Source organism: Xanthomonas sp. 3307 (assembly GCF_014199735.1).
In the GTDB taxonomy this organism is placed as follows: domain Bacteria; phylum Pseudomonadota; class Gammaproteobacteria; order Xanthomonadales; family Xanthomonadaceae; genus Xanthomonas_A; species Xanthomonas_A rydalmerensis.
The window spans coordinates 347,421-364,062 of record NZ_JACHOG010000004.1 but is presented as its reverse complement, the minus strand read 5'-3'; the positions used below and the strand labels follow the sequence as shown (position 1 = coordinate 364,062).

The following is a 16,642-nucleotide window of genomic DNA, read 5'->3' as shown; positions in this document are numbered from 1 at the left end:
TATGATTGGCCGATGATGCCGACGCCCACTGCTTTGCGCGCTTCACCCATCGCCCTGGTCGGTTTCGACGGCGACGACACCTTGTGGAAGAGCGAGGACTACTACCGCGACGCCGAAGCCGCGTTTGAAGCCATTCTCGGCCAGTATCTGGACCTGCAGGACGCACGCACCCTGCAGCATCTGCTGGCAGTGGAGCGCCGCAACCTGGCGGTGTTCGGTTATGGCGCGAAGGGCATGACCCTGTCGATGATCGAGGCGGCGATCGAACTGACCGACGCCCGCATCGCCGCGCGCGATCTGCAGCGCATCGTCGAGATCGGCCGCTCCACCCTGCAGCATCCGGTGGAGGTGATCGCCGGTGTGCGCGAGGCGGTGGCGGCGATCGCCGCCGAGTTCGAGATCGTGCTGATCACCAAGGGCGACCTGTTCCACCAGGAAGCCAAGATCGAACAATCCGGCCTGGGCGACCTGTTCCCGCGCATCGAGGTGGTGTCGGAGAAGGATCCGAAGACCTACGCCAAGGTGCTGTCCGAATTCGGCATCGGTGCCGAGCGCTTCGTGATGATCGGCAACTCGCTGCGTTCGGACGTGGAGCCGGTGATCGCGCTCGGCGGCTGGGGCATCCACACGCCGTACACCACCACCTGGGCGCACGAGGCCGAGCACGGCCTGTCCGCCGACGAACCGCGCCTGCGCGAAGTGGCCGCGGCCGCGGACTGGCCGCAGGCGGTGGCGGATCTCAACCGGCATGCGGCGAGCCTGCTGCGGGGTTGAGCGAATCGCCAAGGGTGCCGATGTGCCCGGCCTGGGTTTGTTTCGCAAGAGCGGCTTCAGCCGCGACACCGCCGAGGCCGCAGTGCACGCACTCGCCGGCTGTTCTCCTTGCTCACCGCGCTGACAGTTCCCGTTGCCTCCGGCAGAATCGACCCATGCGCCTATTTCCGTCTCCTGCCGGTCTGCTCGTGTGCGCCGCGCTGTGCGCTGCCGGTTCGGCCCTGGCGCAGGATGCGGCGGTGCCCGCGCGCGCAGCTACTGCCGACGCCACGGACGCCGCCCCGGTGGAGGTGCCCGGCACCGACGATGCCTGGATCGATCGCCAGTTGCTGGACATCGACCGCTACGCCGCGCGCTACCCCGACAGCTTCCTCGACGAGGTCGCGCGCTACGCGCAGATGCCGCACGGCTATGCCGAGGTCCTGCTGCGCGAGCGCCACTGGCCGCCGCGCGATGTCTATGTCGCCGCGTTTCTGGCCAAGGCCGCGGGGCGGCCGTACCGCGAGGTGGTGCGCGCACGCACGGCCGCCGGCGCGCCGGCCGGCTGGGCGGCGGTGGCGACGGGACTGGACGCGCCGCCCGGCTCACTGGCCTACCGCACGCTGCGCCACGCCATTGTCGCCAGCTACGACCACTGGGACCGCCCGATCGTGCTGGATGCGCTGTTGCGCCGGCAACTGGGCGACCGCGCCGCACGCGACCGGGCCGCGGCGCAGCCCCAGGACGGGGCTACGCGTTCGCAATAGGCCCACGGCAGTGCGACGGCACCGCCGCCGTCTGGACTCACGTCCACGTCGTGCGCATCCCTGCACTGCCACGCGCGGCGAGTGAGGATGCAGGCTTCACCAGCGGCGCGCTCCAACGCCAACCGGAGGCCTAGCCCCTCTCCCTCCGGGAGAGGGGTTGGGGTGAGGGTCGGGCGCGCAGCACCTCACGCAGTTTGGGTGCACGAGGCTGCGCCCGTCCCCTCATCCGCCCCTGTGGGGCACCTTCTCCCGGCGGGAGAGGAGATAGCGGTATCGTCCGCGCGCATAAAGAATCGCTGATGCTCAAGCCCCTCTCCCTCCGGGAGAGGGGTTGGGGTGAGGGTCGGGCGCGCAGCGCCTCACGCAGTTCGGGTGCACGAGGCTGCGCCCGTCCCCTCATCCGCCCCTGCGGGGCACCTTCTCCCGGCGGGAGAGGAGATAGCGGTGTCGTCCGCGCGCATAAAGAATCGCTGATGCTCAAGTCCCTCTCCCTCCGGGAGAGGGGTTGGGGTGAGGGTCGGGCGCGCAGCACCTCACGCAGTGTGGGAGCACGAGGCTACGCCCGTCCCCTCATCCGTCCCTGCGGGGCAGCTTCTCCCGGCGGGAGAAGGAGACAGCGGTGCTGTCCGCGCGCATAAAGAATTGCTGATGCTCAAGCCCCTCTCCCCCCGGGAGAGGGGTTGGGGTGAGGGTCGGGCGCGCAGCGCCTCACGCAGTGTGGGTGCACGAGGCTGCGCCCGTCCCCTCATCCGCCCCTGCGGGGCAGCTTCTCCCGGCGGGAGAAGGAGATAGCGGTGCCGGCCATTCCCGTGCCGTACCGGTATGCGCCGCCGCCCATTCATCCACACTGGCCGCGCCGCCGCCGCGGCGCGAGAATAGGCGTTCTGCCGGTCCTGCTGCCGGCGCCATTGCCGCTCCGGACCGCCCGATGACCAACGCCTTCGTTTCGCCCGACGCTATCCGCAGCCTGTTCGCGCAGGCCATGTCCGACATGTACCGCACCGAGGTGCCGCTGTACGGCACGCTGATGGAACTGGTGGCGCAGGTCAATGCGCAGACCCTGGCCGCTGACCCGGCGCTGGAGGCGCAGCTGCAGCGCAACGACGAACGCGCGCGCCTGGACCAGGAGCGGCATGGCGCGATCCGCGTCGGCACCGCCGAGGAACTGGCCACGCTGCGCCGCCTGTTCGCGGTGATGGGCATGGCGCCGGTGGGCTACTACGACCTGTCGGTGGCTGGCGTGCCGGTGCACTCCACCGCATTCCGCCCGCTGGATGCGGCGGCGCTGGCGCGCAACCCGTTCCGCGTGTTCACCTCGCTGCTGCGCCTGGAACTGATCGAGGACCCGGCGCTGCGCGAACAGGCCGCGCAGATCCTCGCCGAGCGGCGCATCTTCACCGACGGCGCCCTTGAACTGATCGCGCAGTGCGAACGCGACGGTGGCCTGGCCGAGGCCGACGCGCAGCGCTTCGTCGCCGAGGCGCTGGAGACCTTCCGCTGGCACAGCGACGCGACCGTGAACCTGCCGACCTACCGTGCGCTGAGCGAGGCGCACAAGCTGATCGCCGACGTGGTCAGCTTCCACGGCCCACACATCAACCACCTGACCCCGCGCACCCTGGACATCGACGCGGCGCAGGCGGAGATGCTGCGCCGGGGCATCGACGCCAAGGCGGTGATCGAAGGTCCGCCGCGCCGCGCCTGCCCGATCCTGCTGCGCCAGACGAGCTTCAAGGCGCTGGAGGAAACCGTGCGCTTCCCCGCAGGCGCGGACGGCGCCGAGGCCGGCACCCACACCGCGCGGTTCGGCGAGATCGAACAGCGCGGCCTGGCCCTGACGCCGAAGGGCCGCGCGCTGTACGACGCGCTGCTGGAGCGCGCCCGCGCGGCCGAGGGCAGCGCCGGTGCCGACTACGCCACGCGCCTGCAGGCCGCCTTCGCCGATTTCCCCGACGACTACGCCACCCTGCGCCGCGAGGGGCTGGGCTATTTCCGCTACGCGCTCACCGACGCCGGTCGCGCCGCCGGCGCCGCCGCCCTGGCCGGCAAGCCGGCCGAAGCGCTGATCGCCGACGGCCTGGCCAGCGCCGACCCGATCGTCTACGAGGATTTCCTGCCGGTCAGCGCCGCGGGCATCTTCCAGTCCAATCTCGGCGGCGGCGAGCAGCGCGCGTACGCCGCCCACGCCAACCGCGCCGCGTTCGAACAGGCGCTGGGCGCGACGGTGCACGACGAGTTCGCCATCTACGCCGGTATCGAACGTGATTCGCTGCAGGCGCTGGCGGGTTGAAGCGGGGATTGGGAAATGGGGATTGGGGAATCGCAACAGCGGTTTCCCATCGTCGTGTCCCTACAGGCACACGACCGATTGTGGCGGTGCACCGTGAGAGTGACTTCAGTCCCGACGGTGTCCGAAGACGGTAGTGCTCACGCCACCGCGCGTCGCGGCTGAAGCCGTCCCACGAGAGGACGGTCGGCGCGGCGGGTGCATTGTGGGAGTGACTTCAGTCCCGACTGCATCCGAAGTCGGCCAATGCTCGCAGCACCGCGTGTCGCGGCTGAAGCCGCTCCTACAGGGCCACGGTCGGTGTGGCGGGTGCAATGTGGGAGGGACTTCAGTCCCGACGGCATCCGAAGACAAACATGCTCGCACCACCGCGCATCGCGGCCGAAGCGGCTCCTGCACGCGATGCATGCCAAGCCGTGCACCGCGCGATACCGCCTAGCCACCGGCGCAGCGTCTGCTTGCGCGCGACCCTTGGCCGCGCAGCCCATCGAACCCGGCTTACCCCGCGTAACGCGCCTTCAGCATGGCGTACGCCGAGCGCAGCGCCAGCGCCTCGCCGCCAGCCGGGCGGCCGGGGCGGTCGCTGTCGTTCCAGGCGTACACGTCCAGGTGCGCCCACGCCTGCCGTGCCGGTACGAAGCGCTCCAGGTACAGGGCGGCGGTGACCGCGCCGGCCATGCGCGAGCCGGCATTGGCCAGGTCGGCGACCGAACTGGTGAGGTAGCGCAGGTAAGGACGCCACAGCGGCATGCGCCAGACCGGGTCGCGGGTGCGCTCGCCGGCGGCGATCCAGGCCTGCGCCAGCGTGTCGTCGTTGCTGAACAGCGCCGGCAGGTCCGGGCCCAGGGCGATGCGCGCGGCGCCGGTTAACGTTGCGAAATCCAGGATCGCGTCGGGGCGCTGCTCGCTGGCATAGGCCAGCGCATCGCACAGCACCAGGCGGCCTTCGGCGTCGGTGTTGTCGATCTCCACGCTGGTGCCCTGGCGGGTGGCGATGACCTCGCCGGGGCGGAACGCGTTCGGGCCGACCGCGTTCTCCACCGACGGCAGCAGCACGGTCAGCCGCAGCGGCAGGCGCTGCGCCATCACCAGCCCGGCCAGCGCCAGCGCGTGCGCGGCGCCGCCCATGTCCTTCTTCATGTTGCGCATGCCGTCGGCCGGCTTCAGGTCCAGGCCGCCGGTGTCGAAGCACACGCCCTTGCCGACCAGCGCCACGTGCGGATGCGCTTCTTCGCCCCAGCGCAGCACCAGCAGCCGCGGCGCGCGGTGCGAGGCGCGGCCGACCGCGTGGATCGCCGGGAAGTTCTGCTCCAGCAGCGCGTCGCCGATGATGCTCTCGAACTGCGCGCCGTGTTCCTGCGCGATCGCGCGCGCGGCGTCTTCCAGTTGCTCCGGCCCCATGTGCTCGGTCGGCGTGTTGACCCAGTCGCGCACGCGCAGGCTGGCGGCGATCAGATCGCGCACTTCCGCCTGCGGCGTGGCCAGCAACTGCGCCGGCAGCCGCGCCGGTTGTTTGTAGCGGGCGAAGCGGTAGCTGCCCAGGCCCCAGCCCAGGTGCAGCGCCGCCAGCGCATCGGTGTCCAGCGCAGTCTCCAACCGCCAGGTGCTGCCGGCCGGCAGCGCGTACGGCGCATGCGCATAGGCATAGGCATCGCCGCGATCGCCGACGCCCAGCACCGCAGCGGCCACGCCGTCGGCGCCCGGCAGCAGCAACACGCTGCCCGGTGTGGCCATGAATTGCTGGGTGTCCATCCACGCCACCCAGGCCGGCGATTGTGCCGCGCGCCATTCGGCCAGGTGTTCGCGGTCGAGCACGTACAGCGGCAGCGCGTGGGAAGAGGCGTCGGTGAAGCCGGTCGGCAGGGACATCAGCGGATCCTTGGAAGAGAGAGGTGGCCGGCGGGCCAGTACGCGCGGGTCAGGCGCGCGCGAAGGCCGGCTGGGTCGCGTCCAGCCAGTCGGCCAGGCCGGTGAGGGTGTCGAAGTGCAGGTCGGGCGGGATCGGCGGATGCCAGGCCTGCGCCTCGCGGTTGATCCAGCAACCGCGCAGGCCGGCCTGCATCGCACCGACCACGTCGATCTCGATGTGGTCGCCCACGTGCAGCACCTGCGCGCAGGGCAGGCCCAGGCGCGCGCAGGCGGCGCGGAAGATGCCCGGGTCGGGCTTGGCCGCGCCGTGCTCGCGGGCGCTGAGCTGGAAGGCGAAATGCCGGTCCAGGCCGATCGTGGCCAGGTCGGCATTGCCGTTGCTCAGCGCCACCACCGGCACGCGCGCGGCGATGCGCTCCAGCGCGGCGATGCTGTCCGGATAGCACTCCACCTGGTTGCGCGCGGCATGGAACACCGCGTATGCCGGTTCCAGCAAGGCCGGGTCGGCGCCGCTCTCGTGCAGCGCGCGGCGCAGGGTCAGCCGGCGCAGTTCGCTGAGGTCGTGATGCAGGTGCGGATGCGCGGCGAACACCTCTTCGCGCAACTGCCGCATCGCCGCGACCGGGAAGCGCGCGGCGGTGGCCGGACTATGCTGCAGCAGCCAGTCGTGCAGCACCTGTTCGATGCGCGCGCCGATCGGCGCGAACGGCCATAGCGTGTCGTCCAGATCCAGCGTGATCGCGCGGACGGGGAAGGAGGGCATGGAAGTCACCGGCGCATTTTACGCCAAGCGCTGATACCCCTGCGCCCCACGCCCGGTAGACAGCACGCGCGCTTGCGCTAATCCCCAATCCCGACTCCCCAATCCCCGCCTCACTCCAGCAACCGCGCCCAGCGCTGCATGCCCTCCACCCGCGCCAGCACCATCTTGATGCACACCAGCAGCGGCACCGCCAGCAGCAGGCCGATCATGCCCCACAGCCAGCCGAACAGCATCAGCGCCAGGATCAGCATCAGCGGCGAGATCGCCATGCGCCGGCCGAGCACGATCGGCGTCACCACCTGGCCTTCCAGGGTGTGCAGGCCCAGGTACAGGATCGCCGGCAGCGACGCGCTCAGCGGATCGCGGAAGGCGACGAAGCCCATCAGCAGCATCAGTATCGCGCCGATCAGCGGCCCCACGTATGGCGCGAAGTTCAGCAGCGCCACCACCGTGCCCCACAGCAGCGCTTCCTGCGGCGCGATGCCCAGCAGGATCAGGATGCCGGCGAAGACCAGGCCGACCAGCGTATTGATCACGGTGATGGTCAGCACGTAGCGCGAGACCTCGCGTTCGATCGAGCGCAGGATCTCGGTGGTGAACTTCTGTTGCTGGCGACTGGGCAGCAACGCGATCGCGTGGCGTTGCAGGTTCTCGCCGAACACCATGAAGAAGAACGTCAGCAGCACCACCGCCAGCGCCGAGGCGGCCAGCCGCGGGGTTCGCACCAGCGCCTTGTAGGGGTCGTCCATCTGCGTGCGGATCACCTGCACGCGGCGCCCGCTCTCGCCGCCGGCGGCGCGGGCGAAGTTCTCCGCGGCCTGGTTGGCCTGCTGCATCGGCTTGGTCAGGTCGCGCACCTGGGTGGCGAGGTGGCGCAGCTGCGCCGGCGCCTGCTGCGCCCACTCGGCGGCGGGCCCGGCCAGTTGCACGGTCAGTGTCGTCGCCACCGCCATGCCCGACAGCAGCACCAGCAGCGCGGCCAGGAAGCGCGGCAGATACAGCCGTTGCAGCACACGCAGGATCGGATTGCCGACCAGGGCGAAGAAGGCGGAGAGCAGAATCGGCAGGATCACGTCCTGCGCCGCCCACAGCGTGTAGCAGACCGCCAGCGTCGCCAGGACCACCAGCGAGACCGGTCCGCGCGGGCGCGGGGCGGGCGGCGGCGGCAGGGCGCCGTGCGGCGCGTCGTCGGCGACGGCCGCGGGATCGGGAACTGTACTCATCGGACCTGCGATGCAGTGGCCTCGGCGCGCGCGGCAGGGCACGCGCCGAACGGCGTCGAAAAGGAAACGAAGTGTAGGCCGGATCGTGGCCGGCGCGATATCAAGGCCGCGTGGCCGCCGCGTGCGTGCGGCGTGGCGGCCGAATGCCATCACCCGCGCGCATCCGCGGGAAACTCAGGGCCGGCCCTGACGCTCGGACAGATCGGTGGCCGCTTCGGCGGCGGCGGGCTGCCCGGGGCGCGAGGCCATCGGCGGCCGCGGCGGCTGCGGGCGGGCAGCGGGCGGGGGAACGGGTGCTGCGGGGGGCGGTGCCTGGGTGGCGGCGTCCACGGCCGCGTCCTGCGCGGTGTCTGCGGCCTCCTCGGCATCGTCGGAGGCGCGTTCGGCGTTATCCGATGCGCTCTTGGCCGTCGTCGCATTGATCAGGCTGGAGACGGCGCTGAGCATCTGCAGCCAGCGTGCGCCGCCGAGCTTGCCGACCACGGCGGCCGGTTCGGCGCGCCCGACCAGGAAGCCGGTGCCCAGACCGACGATCACGATCCGCCACGGCGTCCAGCCTTCGCGCCAGACCTGCTCCAGGGTCGCCCAATGCGTGCGCACCTGCTCCTGGCGTCCTTCCAGCACCGATTCGGCGCGGGCGATGCGGTGCTGCAATTGCCGCAGGGTCATGACCTGGCCTCGCGCTTGGCGACATCCTCGTCGCCGTCCTCGTCGTCGCCGCCGATGCCCAGCTTGGCCAGCTGGCGGCGGGTGGCGTCGAGCTTGCTCATGTCGAAGTAGCGCAGCGCCTGCCACGCACCGAGCGCGGTGACCACCAGGCTGAAGGCGGCGGTCGCCGAGATCGACGCCAGCCACGACCAGCCCATGCGCTGCAGCAGGGCGATCATCGCGCCCATCAGCAACATCCACGCCGAGGCGCCGAACGCCACCGACACGGTCAGCCACACCAGCGCCCGCGCCAGTGCGGCGCGGGCCAGGGCCAGATCCGCGGCCACCAGCTTGCGCAACGCGCGGCCGGTGTCCAGGGTGGCGTTGAGTCCTTCGCGCCCGGCGGCGCCGAACGCGCGGAAGGATTCCTCCAACGACGGTGCCGCCGCGGCGTCTGCCGCGGCGCCGTCGGCGCGGGCCTGCTCTTCGCTCACGCGCGGCTTACTTGTCGCCGCCGCTGCGCGCCAGCTTGGCGATGATCCAGCCGGTGGCGAAGGCCACGCCGAACGAGGCCAGCGGGCGCTCGCGGATCAGCTCGGCGGCGCTGTCGATCAGGTCGCGGCCCTTGTCCAGCAGCACGTCCACCTGCTCCTTCGCCGCCGCGCCGCCGAACTCGGCGGCCGCCAGCCCGGACAGGGCGCTGTCGGACAGCTCGGCCTTGACGTTGGCCTTGCCCAGCTTCAGTTCCTCGCCGGCGGCACCGGCAGCGCCCTTGATCGCCTCGCCGGCGTAGCTGGCCGCGGACTTCAGGTGCGAACCGGCTTCGCTCAGGTTGTCCTTGAGGTTCTCGGTATTGGTCGGGCTGGCATTCATGGGCATGTCTCCTCTGGGGTTTGGGGGCCTGCCGTCCGCCAATGCGGACGCTGCGCAGAACGGGGGCGACACAAATACCATCGGCGGGGTGTACGGGGTGTTAGCTCGCCGCCGCAGGCGATGCGCCATAGTGTCGGCGCTCGCCGGCGAGCGGCCAAGTCCCGGAGGAATCGCGATGCACGCCTACGGCAATCGGAGCGGCCACGCGGGAGTGGTCGCCTACGACAGCGGTCCGGACTGGATCGTGCTGCGCTTCGCCGACGGCGCCACCTACCGCTACGACGGCCATCATCCCGGCCTGCTCCACGTCGTGGAGATGCAGCGCCTGGCCGCGGCCGGGCGCGGCCTCACTACCTATCTCAACCAGCACGTGCGCGACGACTACGCCGCGCGCCTGGCCTGAGCGCCGCGGCTCACTGCATGACCAGGTCGGCCTGCGCGCCGCCGCGCACCACGCGCAGCACCAGCTGTGCCGGCTTGCGCGCGAAGTTGGCGCGGTAGCTGGCCAGGTCGGCGAACTCGCCGACCGAGGCGGCCACCACGATGTCGCCGCCGGCCAGGCCGTTGCGCGCCGCGCGGCTGCCGCGCGCCACGTTGCCGATCAGCACGCCGGAAATGCCGGACTGGCGCAGCGATTCGGGCAGGTCGGTGAAGGTGGCGCCGCTCAGCCGCGGATCCAGCGACTCGCCGCTGATTGCGCGCGGCTGTTCCTTGAGCGTGGCCTTGAGCTGCAGCGGCTTGCCGTCTCGGCGCACGTCCAGGGTCACGGTGCTGCCGACCGGCTGCAAGCCCTCGTAGTTGTGCAGCGCCTCGGCGCTGTCCAGGCGCTCGCCGTTGGCGCCGGTGATCACATCGCCCGGCTGCAGCCCGGCGGCGGCGGCCGCCGACCCGGCCAGCACCCGCGTCACCAGCGCGCCGCGCGGTGCCGACAGGCCCAGGCCCTGCGCCATCTGCGTGGTCAGGTTCTGCGTCTCGATGCCGAAGGTGCCGCGGATCATCACCCCGTTGTTCTTGATCAACTGGTCGACCACCGCGCGCGCCAGGTTCGACGGGATCGCCAGGCCCAGGCCGATGTTGCCGGCCATGCTGCCTTGCGGGTTGAAGCTGGCGGTGTTGATGCCGACCAGTTCGCCGCGCAGGTCCACCAGCGCGCCGCCGGAGTTGCCCGGGTTGATCGAGGCGTCGGTCTGGATGAAGTTCTGGTAGCCCAGGCCGCGGATGCCGTTGCGGCCCATCGCCGAGACGATGCCGGAGGTGACGGTCTGGGTGAATCCGAACGGGTTGCCGATGGCGGCGACGAAATCGCCCACGCGCAGCTTGTCGCTGTCGCCCAGGCGGATCTCGGTGAGGTTGTCGGCCTTGATCCGGATCAGCGCGATGTCCGTGTCCGCGTCCGAGCCCATGAACTCGGCCTTGAAGCTGCGCCCGTCGGCCAGGGTCACCTGCACGTCGTCGGCGTTCTCCACCACGTGGTGGTTGGTCAGCACGTAGCCGTTCTTCGCATCGATGATCACGCCCGAACCCAGCGACTCGTTGATGCGCTCCTGCGGGATGTCCGGGAACAGGCGGCGCAGGATCGGATCGTTGAAGAACGGATTGCGCACCCGCACGACCTGCTTGGTGTTGATGCTCACCACCGCGGGCATCACCTTCTGCAGCATCGGCGCCAGCGACGGCAGCGGCTCGCCGGCCACCGCCGACGGCAGGCGCGCGGCCCCGGACAGTGGCGGTGCCGCCGCGACCGGCGCGGCCTCGGCGCGGTTGTCCAGTTGCGCATTGATCGCGGTGGCGGCGAAACCGCCGAAGGCAGCGGCGGCGGTCAGGGTCAGCAGCGTAGGCAGCGGTCGCATGGGTGGGTTTTCCGGGGGACGCGGGAGACGTGGGGCCAGATGGGCGCGCGTGCGCGTAAATCAAGATGAACGCGCGGCGTTTAACCGCCAGTGAAAGCGCACCAGCGCGGTCCGCGCAAGGCCAGGCCGGCGCTCCGCGTGCACAGCAGCTTGACGGCATGTGATCGGCGCGCGACGACGTTGACAGTCGGCCTGCCCGGGGTTAGCGTTCACGCGTGCAATAGCCACTACATGTAGCGGTATCGCGTCGGTACGGCACTAGACGTAGGGTTTTCTTCACCAGGATTTCACATCCGGTGGCGCGTTCGGCGGTGCATGACGGGACGGTGACAGGGAAGGTCGCGGATTCGGGGAATTTCGATCGGTCGAGGGCAGCCGCCGCGTGCGCTGCCGCGGCCGTCTCTGCCGTGCAGCGCAAGTGCGATATAGACAAGACACACGGCGGATGACCACCCATCCGCCCCATCGGGACAGGTTCGAGGAGAACACAGCAGAATGAGTACGGTGCGCCTGGAAGTCGTCCAGACCGGATCCAAGCACGACCCCATCCCGATGCAGCCGGCGTCGCAGGACATCTGGGACAAGAAGTATCGGCTCAAGACCAAGCAGGGCGAGCCGCTGGATGCCGACATCGACGGCACCTACCTGCGCGTGGCCCGTGCGCTGGCCGACGCCGAGGCCGGCGAGGAGCAGCGCACCTACTGGTTCGAGCGTTTCGCCTGGGCGCTGCGCCGCGGCGCGATCCCGGCCGGGCGCATCACTTCCAATGCCGGTGCGCAGGAACACAAGCCGGCCACCAGCACGATCAACTGCACCGTGTCGGGCACCATCACCGACTCGATGGACGGCATCCTGGAGAAGGTCCACGAGGCCGGCCTGACCCTCAAGGCCGGCTGCGGCATCGGCTACGAGTTCAGCACGCTGCGCCCGCGCGGTGCGTTCGTGGCCGGCGCCGGCGCCTACACCTCCGGGCCGATGTCGTTCATGGATATCTTCGACAAGATGTGCTTCACCGTGTCCTCGGCCGGCGGCCGCCGTGGCGCGCAGATGGGCACCTTCGACGTGTCCCACCCGGACGTGAAGGACTTCATCCGCGCCAAGCGCGAGGACGGGCGCCTGCGCCAGTTCAACCTGTCGCTGCTGATCACCGACGGCTTCATGCAGGCGGTGGAGCAGGACGCCGACTGGCCGCTCGTGTTCCCGGTGAACCGCAAGGAAGAGGCCGACGTCGACCTGGCCGACGCCAGTGCCGTGGTCTGGCGCGACTGGCCCACGCACAAGGACTACATCGTGCGCGACGACGGCCTGGTCGCGTGCAAGGTGTACGGGCACATCCGCGCCCGCCACCTGTGGGACATGATCATGGTTTCCACCTACGACTACGCCGAGCCGGGTTTCATCCTGATCGACCGCGTCAACGAAATGAACAACAACTGGTGGTGCGAGACCATCCGCGCGACCAATCCGTGCGTGACTGCCGATACCTGGGTGCAGACCGCCCAGGGGCCGCGTCAGGTCGCCGATCTGCTGGGAACGCAGTTCCTGGCGCGGGTGGATGGTGCCGACCATGCCACCGGCGCGGAGGGCTTCTTCAAGACCGCGCACAAGCAGGTGGTGCGACTGCAGACGCAGGAAGGTTACGCACTGCGCCTGACCGAGGATCACCGCGTGCGGCGCGTGGTGCGCCAGACCCGTTGGTCGCTGGACACCGAATGGTGCCAGGCGGACCAACTGGTCGCAGGTGACCGGGTGCTGCTCAACAATCACCGTGCCGGTGCGGAGTGGGGCGGCGCGCGCAGCTACGAGGAAGGGTTTCTGCTCGGCATGCTGGTGGGCGACGGCACGCTCAAGCAGGAAGCCGCCGTGTTGTCTGTCTGGTCGCAGGCCGCCGCCGTCAATGCGGCGCCGTTGGCACCGGTGGCGCTGATGGACGAAGCCCTGCGCTGCGCGCGCAGCCTGCCGCACCGTGCCGACTTCGCCGGCTGGAGCGAGGTGCGCGACCGTGGCGAGTACCGCCTGAAGTCGGCCGCATTGCGCGATCTGGCCCTGGAACTGGGCCTGCGTCCGGGCGACAAGGCGATTACGCCGGCCGTCGAGAAGACCTCCAGCGATTTCCACCGCGGCTTCCTGCGTGGCCTGTTCGACACCGACGGCTCGGTGCAGGGCAGCCAGGAGAAGGGCGTCAGCGTGCGCCTGGCACAGTCCGACCTGGCGCGGCTGGAGGCAGCACAGCGCATGCTGCTGCGGCTGGGCATCGCCTCGCAGATCTACCGCGACCGGCGTCCCGCCGGCACGGCGTTGCTCCCCGACGGGCACGGCGGCACGCGTGCCTACGCCACCAAGGCGCAGCACGAACTGATCGTCAGCGGCGACAACCTCGATGCCTTCGCCCAGCGGGTGGGCTTTGCCGACACCGCCAAGGCCAACCGCCTCAAGGCGCTGCTGTCCGGCTACCGTCGCCAGTTGAACCGCGAGCGCTTCGTGGCGACGGTGCAGTCGGTGGCCGCCGATGGCATCGAAGACGTCTACGACGTGCAGGTCCCTGGCATCAACACCTTCGACGGCAACGGCCTGCACGCCCACAATTGCGGCGAGCAACCACTGCCGCCCTACGGCGCCTGCCTGCTCGGCTCGATCAACCTCACCAATTTCGTGCGCGAGCCGTTCACCGAGCGCGCCCGCTTCGACTGGGAGGAATACAAGGAAGTGGTGCGGGTGTTCACCCGCATGCTCGACAACGTGGTCGAGGTCAACGGCCTGCCGCTGCAGCAGCAGCGCGACGAGATCATGCGCAAGCGCCGGCACGGCATGGGCTTCCTCGGCCTGGGCTCGACCATGACCATGCTGCGCATGAAATACGGCAGCGCCGAGTCGTGCGAGTTCACCGAGTCCATCGCCCGCGAGATGGCCGTGGCCGGCTGGGAGACCGCGCTGTCGCTGGCCAAGGAAAAGGGCCCGGCGCCAATCATGCAGGAGACCTTCGAGGTCACCGCGGCGATGCTGCGGCAGCGCCCGGAGATGGCACGCGACGGTTGGCGCGTGGGTGAGCGCATCGAAGGCCGTCTGTTGCACGCCAAGTACAGCCGCTACATGCAGCGCATCGCCGAGGTGGCGCCGGCGCTGGTCGAGGAACTGGCCGAAGTGGGCGCGCGCTTCACCCACCACAGCTCCATCGCCCCCACCGGCACCATCTCGCTGAGCCTGGCCAACAACGCCTCCAACGGCATCGAGCCGAGCTTCGCCCATCACTACAGCCGCAACGTGATCCGCGAGGGCAAGAAGAGCAAGGAGAAGGTGGACGTGTTCTCCTTCGAGCTGCTGGCCTACCGCCACCTGGTCAACCCCAAGGCGATGCCGTTCGCCGAGGACGCCGCCGCGCAACTGCCGGACTACTTCATCGCCGCCGACGACATCCACCCCAAGGAACACGTGGACGTGCAGGCCGCCGCGCAGAAGTGGGTGGACAGCTCCATCTCCAAGACCGCCAACGTCCCCACCGACTACCCCTACGAGCAGTTCAAGGACATCTACCGCTACGCCCACCAGCAGGGCCTGAAGGGCTGCACCACGTTCCGCTTCAATCCGGCCGCCTTCCAGGGCGTGCTGGTCAAGGAAGCGGACCTGGAGAACACCACCTACCGCTTCGAGCTCGAAGACGGCAGCGTGGTCGAGGTCAAGGGCAACGAACAGATCGAATACGACGGCGAGATGCACACCGCCGCCAACCTGTTCGATGCGCTGAAAGAAGGGTATTACGGCAAGTTCTGACGCCGTCCCGTTTCCCCTTTCGCGCCGGCGGAGGGGAGGGTGGCGGTGGGAGCCTCGGAAGGGCGGTGCGCCGCCCTTCCCGAACACTTCCCCACCGTCCGCCGCGTGTCGCCGTTTCCGGCTCCCCGCTTCGCTGCAATCGGTATAGCATCGCCCGCGTTACATAAACACTGACACCCTGAGGAGGGTTTTATGAGCAATGGCAACGGAGTAACGGCGACGCTGACGCAGGTCGCCGAGAACGTGAAAGAAACCGCCACCAACATGGGCGAGACCATCGCCGCCACCGCCAGCGAAGCCGTCGCCAGCGTCAAGCAGACCGCCGAGAACGTGCAGAAGCGCGTGCAGGACCAGGTCGCCAAGACCCGCAAGGTGGTGAAGCAGGCCGAGAAGGCCGTGGCCAAGCGCGCAGAGAAGGCCGGCAAGGCGGTCAAGAAGACCGTCGCCAGCGCGCGCAAGAAGCTGGAAGCGGCCAAGGCCAGCGCCCAGGCCGAAGCGGCGTCCCTGACCAAGGGCGGCAAGAGGACCGCCAAGAAGGCGGCTGCCAAGAAGGCGCCGGCGAAGAAGGCCGCTGCCAAGAAGGCCGTTGCGAAAAAGGCCGTCGCCAAGAAGGCTCCGGCCAAGAAAGTGACCGCCAAGAAGGCCGCGCCGAAGAAGGCGGTCAAGAAGGTCGCCGCCAAGAAGGCCGTGACCAAGAAGTCGGTGGTCGCCAAGAAGAGCGCGGTGAAGAAGGCCGTAGGCGCGCGCAAGGCCGTGGCCAAGAAGGCCGTGGGCAAGGCCGCCAAGGCGGTCAAGAAGAGCACCACCAAGGTCGCCAAGAAGAGCGCCGCAGTGAAGAAGACCGCCGTGCGCAAGGCCGCCGGCAAGAAGGCCGCGGCCACCCGCGCCCGGAAGTAAGCCGTCCAGCAGCATCCTCTCTCCCGTGCGCGGGAGAGAGGCCGGGCCTACGCCCGCCCCGATCCGCATTCCAGGAACGCACGCCTCATGGCCATCAAGATCGACCAGAAAATCAAGGGCTACGCCGTCGTCACCCCCGAGGACAAGGCGCGCGATGCCGCCGCCGCGGTGCCCGCCTCGTCGATCGACCGTGCCACCGCCGAGGCCGAAGCGCCTGCCGACAACATCATCCACATGCACGAGCGCATCGAGCGCCCGGACGTGCTGATCGGCAGCACCTACAAGATCAAATCGCCGTTGGTGGAACACGCCATGTACGTGACCCTCAACGACATCGTGCTCAACGCCGGCACCGAGCACGAACTGCGCCGCCCGTTCGAAATTTTCGTCAACTCCAAGTCCATGGAGCACTTCCAGTGGATCGTGGCGCTGACCCGCATCATGTCCGCCGTGTTCCGCAAGGGCGGCGACGTCACCTTCCTGGTCGACGAGATGAAGGCCGTGTTCGACCCCAAGGGCGGCTACTTCAAGGCCGGCGGCGTGTACATGCCGTCGCTGGTCGCCGAACTGGGCAGCATCGTCGAAGAGCACATGAAGTCGATCGGCTTGTTGCACGACCCGGAAATGAGCGACCACCAGCGCGCGCTGATCGCCGAGAAGCGCAAGCAGTACGAAGAACGCTCAAAAAAAAACAGTGAAGTGAGCAAGGCGGTTCCTTCTCCTGCGGGAGAAGGTGCCCGCAGGGCGGATGAGGGTAAGGTTTCGGCCGACTCCACCGCCGACCACGAAGAGGACATCGCCGTTACCGGCGACGGCGCGAGTTTCCCGCCGTCGGCCACGATGTGCCACAAGTGCAATACCAAGGCGCTGGTCATCATGGACGGGTGTGCGACGTGTTTGAATTGTGGGTATTCGAAGTGTGGGTGAGTGCATTGCAGTAATTT

Annotated in this window: 14 protein-coding genes; 7 read left to right on the top strand and 7 right to left on the bottom strand. The window is 69.4% G+C overall.

Annotated features, from left to right (window positions below; genetic code table 11):
- The first annotated feature begins 15 nt into the window (after positions 1 to 15).
- The 3 genes from GGR64_RS12845 to GGR64_RS12835 all read left to right on the top strand — a co-directional run bounded on the left by GGR64_RS12845 (position 16) and on the right by GGR64_RS12835 (position 3,810).
- Positions 16 to 774 carry an HAD family hydrolase gene (locus GGR64_RS12845; RefSeq protein WP_184646373.1) on the top strand — a complete coding sequence of 253 codons (759 nt, stop codon included), beginning with the start codon at positions 16 to 18 and terminating at the stop codon, positions 772 to 774.
- Positions 775 to 929: 155 nt separating this feature from the next.
- Positions 930 to 1,520 (top strand): hypothetical protein, encoded by a 591-nt coding sequence (locus GGR64_RS12840; protein ID WP_221236200.1) that lies wholly within the window; start codon positions 930 to 932, stop codon positions 1,518 to 1,520.
- A gap of 928 nt (positions 1,521 to 2,448) precedes the next feature.
- Positions 2,449 to 3,810, top strand: a complete 1,362-nt coding sequence (locus GGR64_RS12835) for a VOC family protein (RefSeq protein ID WP_184646287.1) — start codon at positions 2,449 to 2,451, stop codon at positions 3,808 to 3,810.
- Between the two features lie 495 nt (positions 3,811 to 4,305).
- On the opposite strand, the gene GGR64_RS12830 is transcribed toward GGR64_RS12835, so the two are convergent.
- The 6 genes from GGR64_RS12830 to GGR64_RS12805 form a co-directional block, all read right to left on the bottom strand.
- The gene (locus tag GGR64_RS12830; protein ID WP_184646285.1) at positions 4,306 to 5,676 is read right to left on the bottom strand and encodes a leucyl aminopeptidase family protein; all 1,371 of its coding nucleotides are present in this window, start codon (positions 5,674 to 5,676) and stop codon (positions 4,306 to 4,308) included.
- A 49-nt stretch (positions 5,677 to 5,725) separates the two neighbouring features.
- Positions 5,726 to 6,439, bottom strand: coding sequence for an HAD family hydrolase (locus GGR64_RS12825; RefSeq protein WP_184646283.1), 714 nt, complete (start codon positions 6,437 to 6,439; stop codon positions 5,726 to 5,728).
- A 110-nt stretch (positions 6,440 to 6,549) separates the two neighbouring features.
- On the bottom strand, positions 6,550 to 7,662 hold the full coding sequence (locus tag GGR64_RS12820; RefSeq protein ID WP_160971099.1) for an AI-2E family transporter: 1,113 nt from the start codon (positions 7,660 to 7,662) through the stop codon (positions 6,550 to 6,552).
- Positions 7,663 to 7,836: 174 nt separating this feature from the next.
- Positions 7,837 to 8,331, bottom strand: a complete 495-nt coding sequence (locus tag GGR64_RS12815; RefSeq protein WP_184646281.1) for a hypothetical protein — start codon at positions 8,329 to 8,331, stop codon at positions 7,837 to 7,839.
- A complete protein-coding gene (locus GGR64_RS12810; protein ID WP_184447366.1) occupies positions 8,328 to 8,804 on the bottom strand; it encodes a phage holin family protein in 477 nt (158 codons plus the stop codon). Before GGR64_RS12810 ends, GGR64_RS12815 begins: the two co-directional genes overlap by 4 nt.
- A 7-nt stretch (positions 8,805 to 8,811) precedes the next feature.
- The gene (locus GGR64_RS12805) at positions 8,812 to 9,183 is read right to left on the bottom strand and encodes a hypothetical protein (protein ID WP_160970160.1); all 372 of its coding nucleotides are present in this window, start codon (positions 9,181 to 9,183) and stop codon (positions 8,812 to 8,814) included.
- Positions 9,184 to 9,358: 175 nt separating this feature from the next.
- On the opposite strand from GGR64_RS12805, the gene GGR64_RS12800 reads away from it, so the two are divergent.
- Positions 9,359 to 9,586, top strand: a complete 228-nt coding sequence (locus tag GGR64_RS12800; protein ID WP_184447365.1) for a hypothetical protein — start codon at positions 9,359 to 9,361, stop codon at positions 9,584 to 9,586.
- Positions 9,587 to 9,596: 10 nt separating this feature from the next.
- Here the strand turns inward: GGR64_RS12800 and GGR64_RS12795 are convergent, their stop codons facing one another.
- Positions 9,597 to 11,033: a Do family serine endopeptidase gene (locus GGR64_RS12795; protein ID WP_160970164.1), complete on the bottom strand. Its 1,437-nt coding sequence runs from the start codon at positions 11,031 to 11,033 to the stop codon at positions 9,597 to 9,599.
- 495 nt (positions 11,034 to 11,528) lie between these two features.
- Here GGR64_RS12795 and GGR64_RS12790 point away from each other — a divergent pair, with 495 nt between their 5' ends.
- The 3 genes from GGR64_RS12790 (at position 11,529) to GGR64_RS12780 (ending at position 16,625) form a co-directional block, all read left to right on the top strand.
- A complete protein-coding gene (locus tag GGR64_RS12790) occupies positions 11,529 to 14,801 on the top strand; it encodes an LAGLIDADG family homing endonuclease (RefSeq protein ID WP_184646279.1) in 3,273 nt (1,090 codons plus the stop codon).
- A gap of 192 nt (positions 14,802 to 14,993) precedes the next feature.
- Positions 14,994 to 15,698, top strand: coding sequence for a hypothetical protein (locus GGR64_RS12785; RefSeq protein ID WP_184646278.1), 705 nt, complete (start codon positions 14,994 to 14,996; stop codon positions 15,696 to 15,698).
- 87 nt (positions 15,699 to 15,785) lie between these two features.
- The gene (locus GGR64_RS12780; protein ID WP_184646276.1) at positions 15,786 to 16,625 is read left to right on the top strand and encodes an NrdJb; all 840 of its coding nucleotides are present in this window, start codon (positions 15,786 to 15,788) and stop codon (positions 16,623 to 16,625) included.
- The last annotated feature ends 17 nt before the right edge of the window (positions 16,626 to 16,642 follow it).

Bases quoted from the DNA above. Each gene is read 5' to 3' on its own strand.
- GGR64_RS12825 (WP_184646283.1), bottom strand. From the start codon at position 6,439: ATGCCCTCCTTCCCCGTCCGCGCGATCACGCTGGATCTGGACGACACG.
- GGR64_RS12790 (WP_184646279.1), top strand. From the start codon at position 11,529: ATGAGTACGGTGCGCCTGGAAGTCGTCCAGACCGGATCCAAGCACGAC.
- GGR64_RS12780 (WP_184646276.1), top strand. From the start codon at position 15,786: ATGGCCATCAAGATCGACCAGAAAATCAAGGGCTACGCCGTCGTCACC.
- GGR64_RS12840 (WP_221236200.1), top strand. From the start codon at position 930: ATGCGCCTATTTCCGTCTCCTGCCGGTCTGCTCGTGTGCGCCGCGCTG.
- GGR64_RS12785 (WP_184646278.1), top strand. From the start codon at position 14,994: ATGAGCAATGGCAACGGAGTAACGGCGACGCTGACGCAGGTCGCCGAG.
- GGR64_RS12805 (WP_160970160.1), bottom strand. From the start codon at position 9,183: ATGAATGCCAGCCCGACCAATACCGAGAACCTCAAGGACAACCTGAGC.
- GGR64_RS12820 (WP_160971099.1), bottom strand. From the start codon at position 7,662: ATGAGTACAGTTCCCGATCCCGCGGCCGTCGCCGACGACGCGCCGCAC.
- GGR64_RS12815 (WP_184646281.1), bottom strand. From the start codon at position 8,331: ATGACCCTGCGGCAATTGCAGCACCGCATCGCCCGCGCCGAATCGGTG.
- GGR64_RS12830 (WP_184646285.1), bottom strand. From the start codon at position 5,676: ATGTCCCTGCCGACCGGCTTCACCGACGCCTCTTCCCACGCGCTGCCG.
- GGR64_RS12795 (WP_160970164.1), bottom strand. From the start codon at position 11,033: ATGCGACCGCTGCCTACGCTGCTGACCCTGACCGCCGCCGCTGCCTTC.
- GGR64_RS12845 (WP_184646373.1), top strand. From the start codon at position 16: ATGCCGACGCCCACTGCTTTGCGCGCTTCACCCATCGCCCTGGTCGGT.
- GGR64_RS12800 (WP_184447365.1), top strand. From the start codon at position 9,359: ATGCACGCCTACGGCAATCGGAGCGGCCACGCGGGAGTGGTCGCCTAC.
- GGR64_RS12835 (WP_184646287.1), top strand. From the start codon at position 2,449: ATGACCAACGCCTTCGTTTCGCCCGACGCTATCCGCAGCCTGTTCGCG.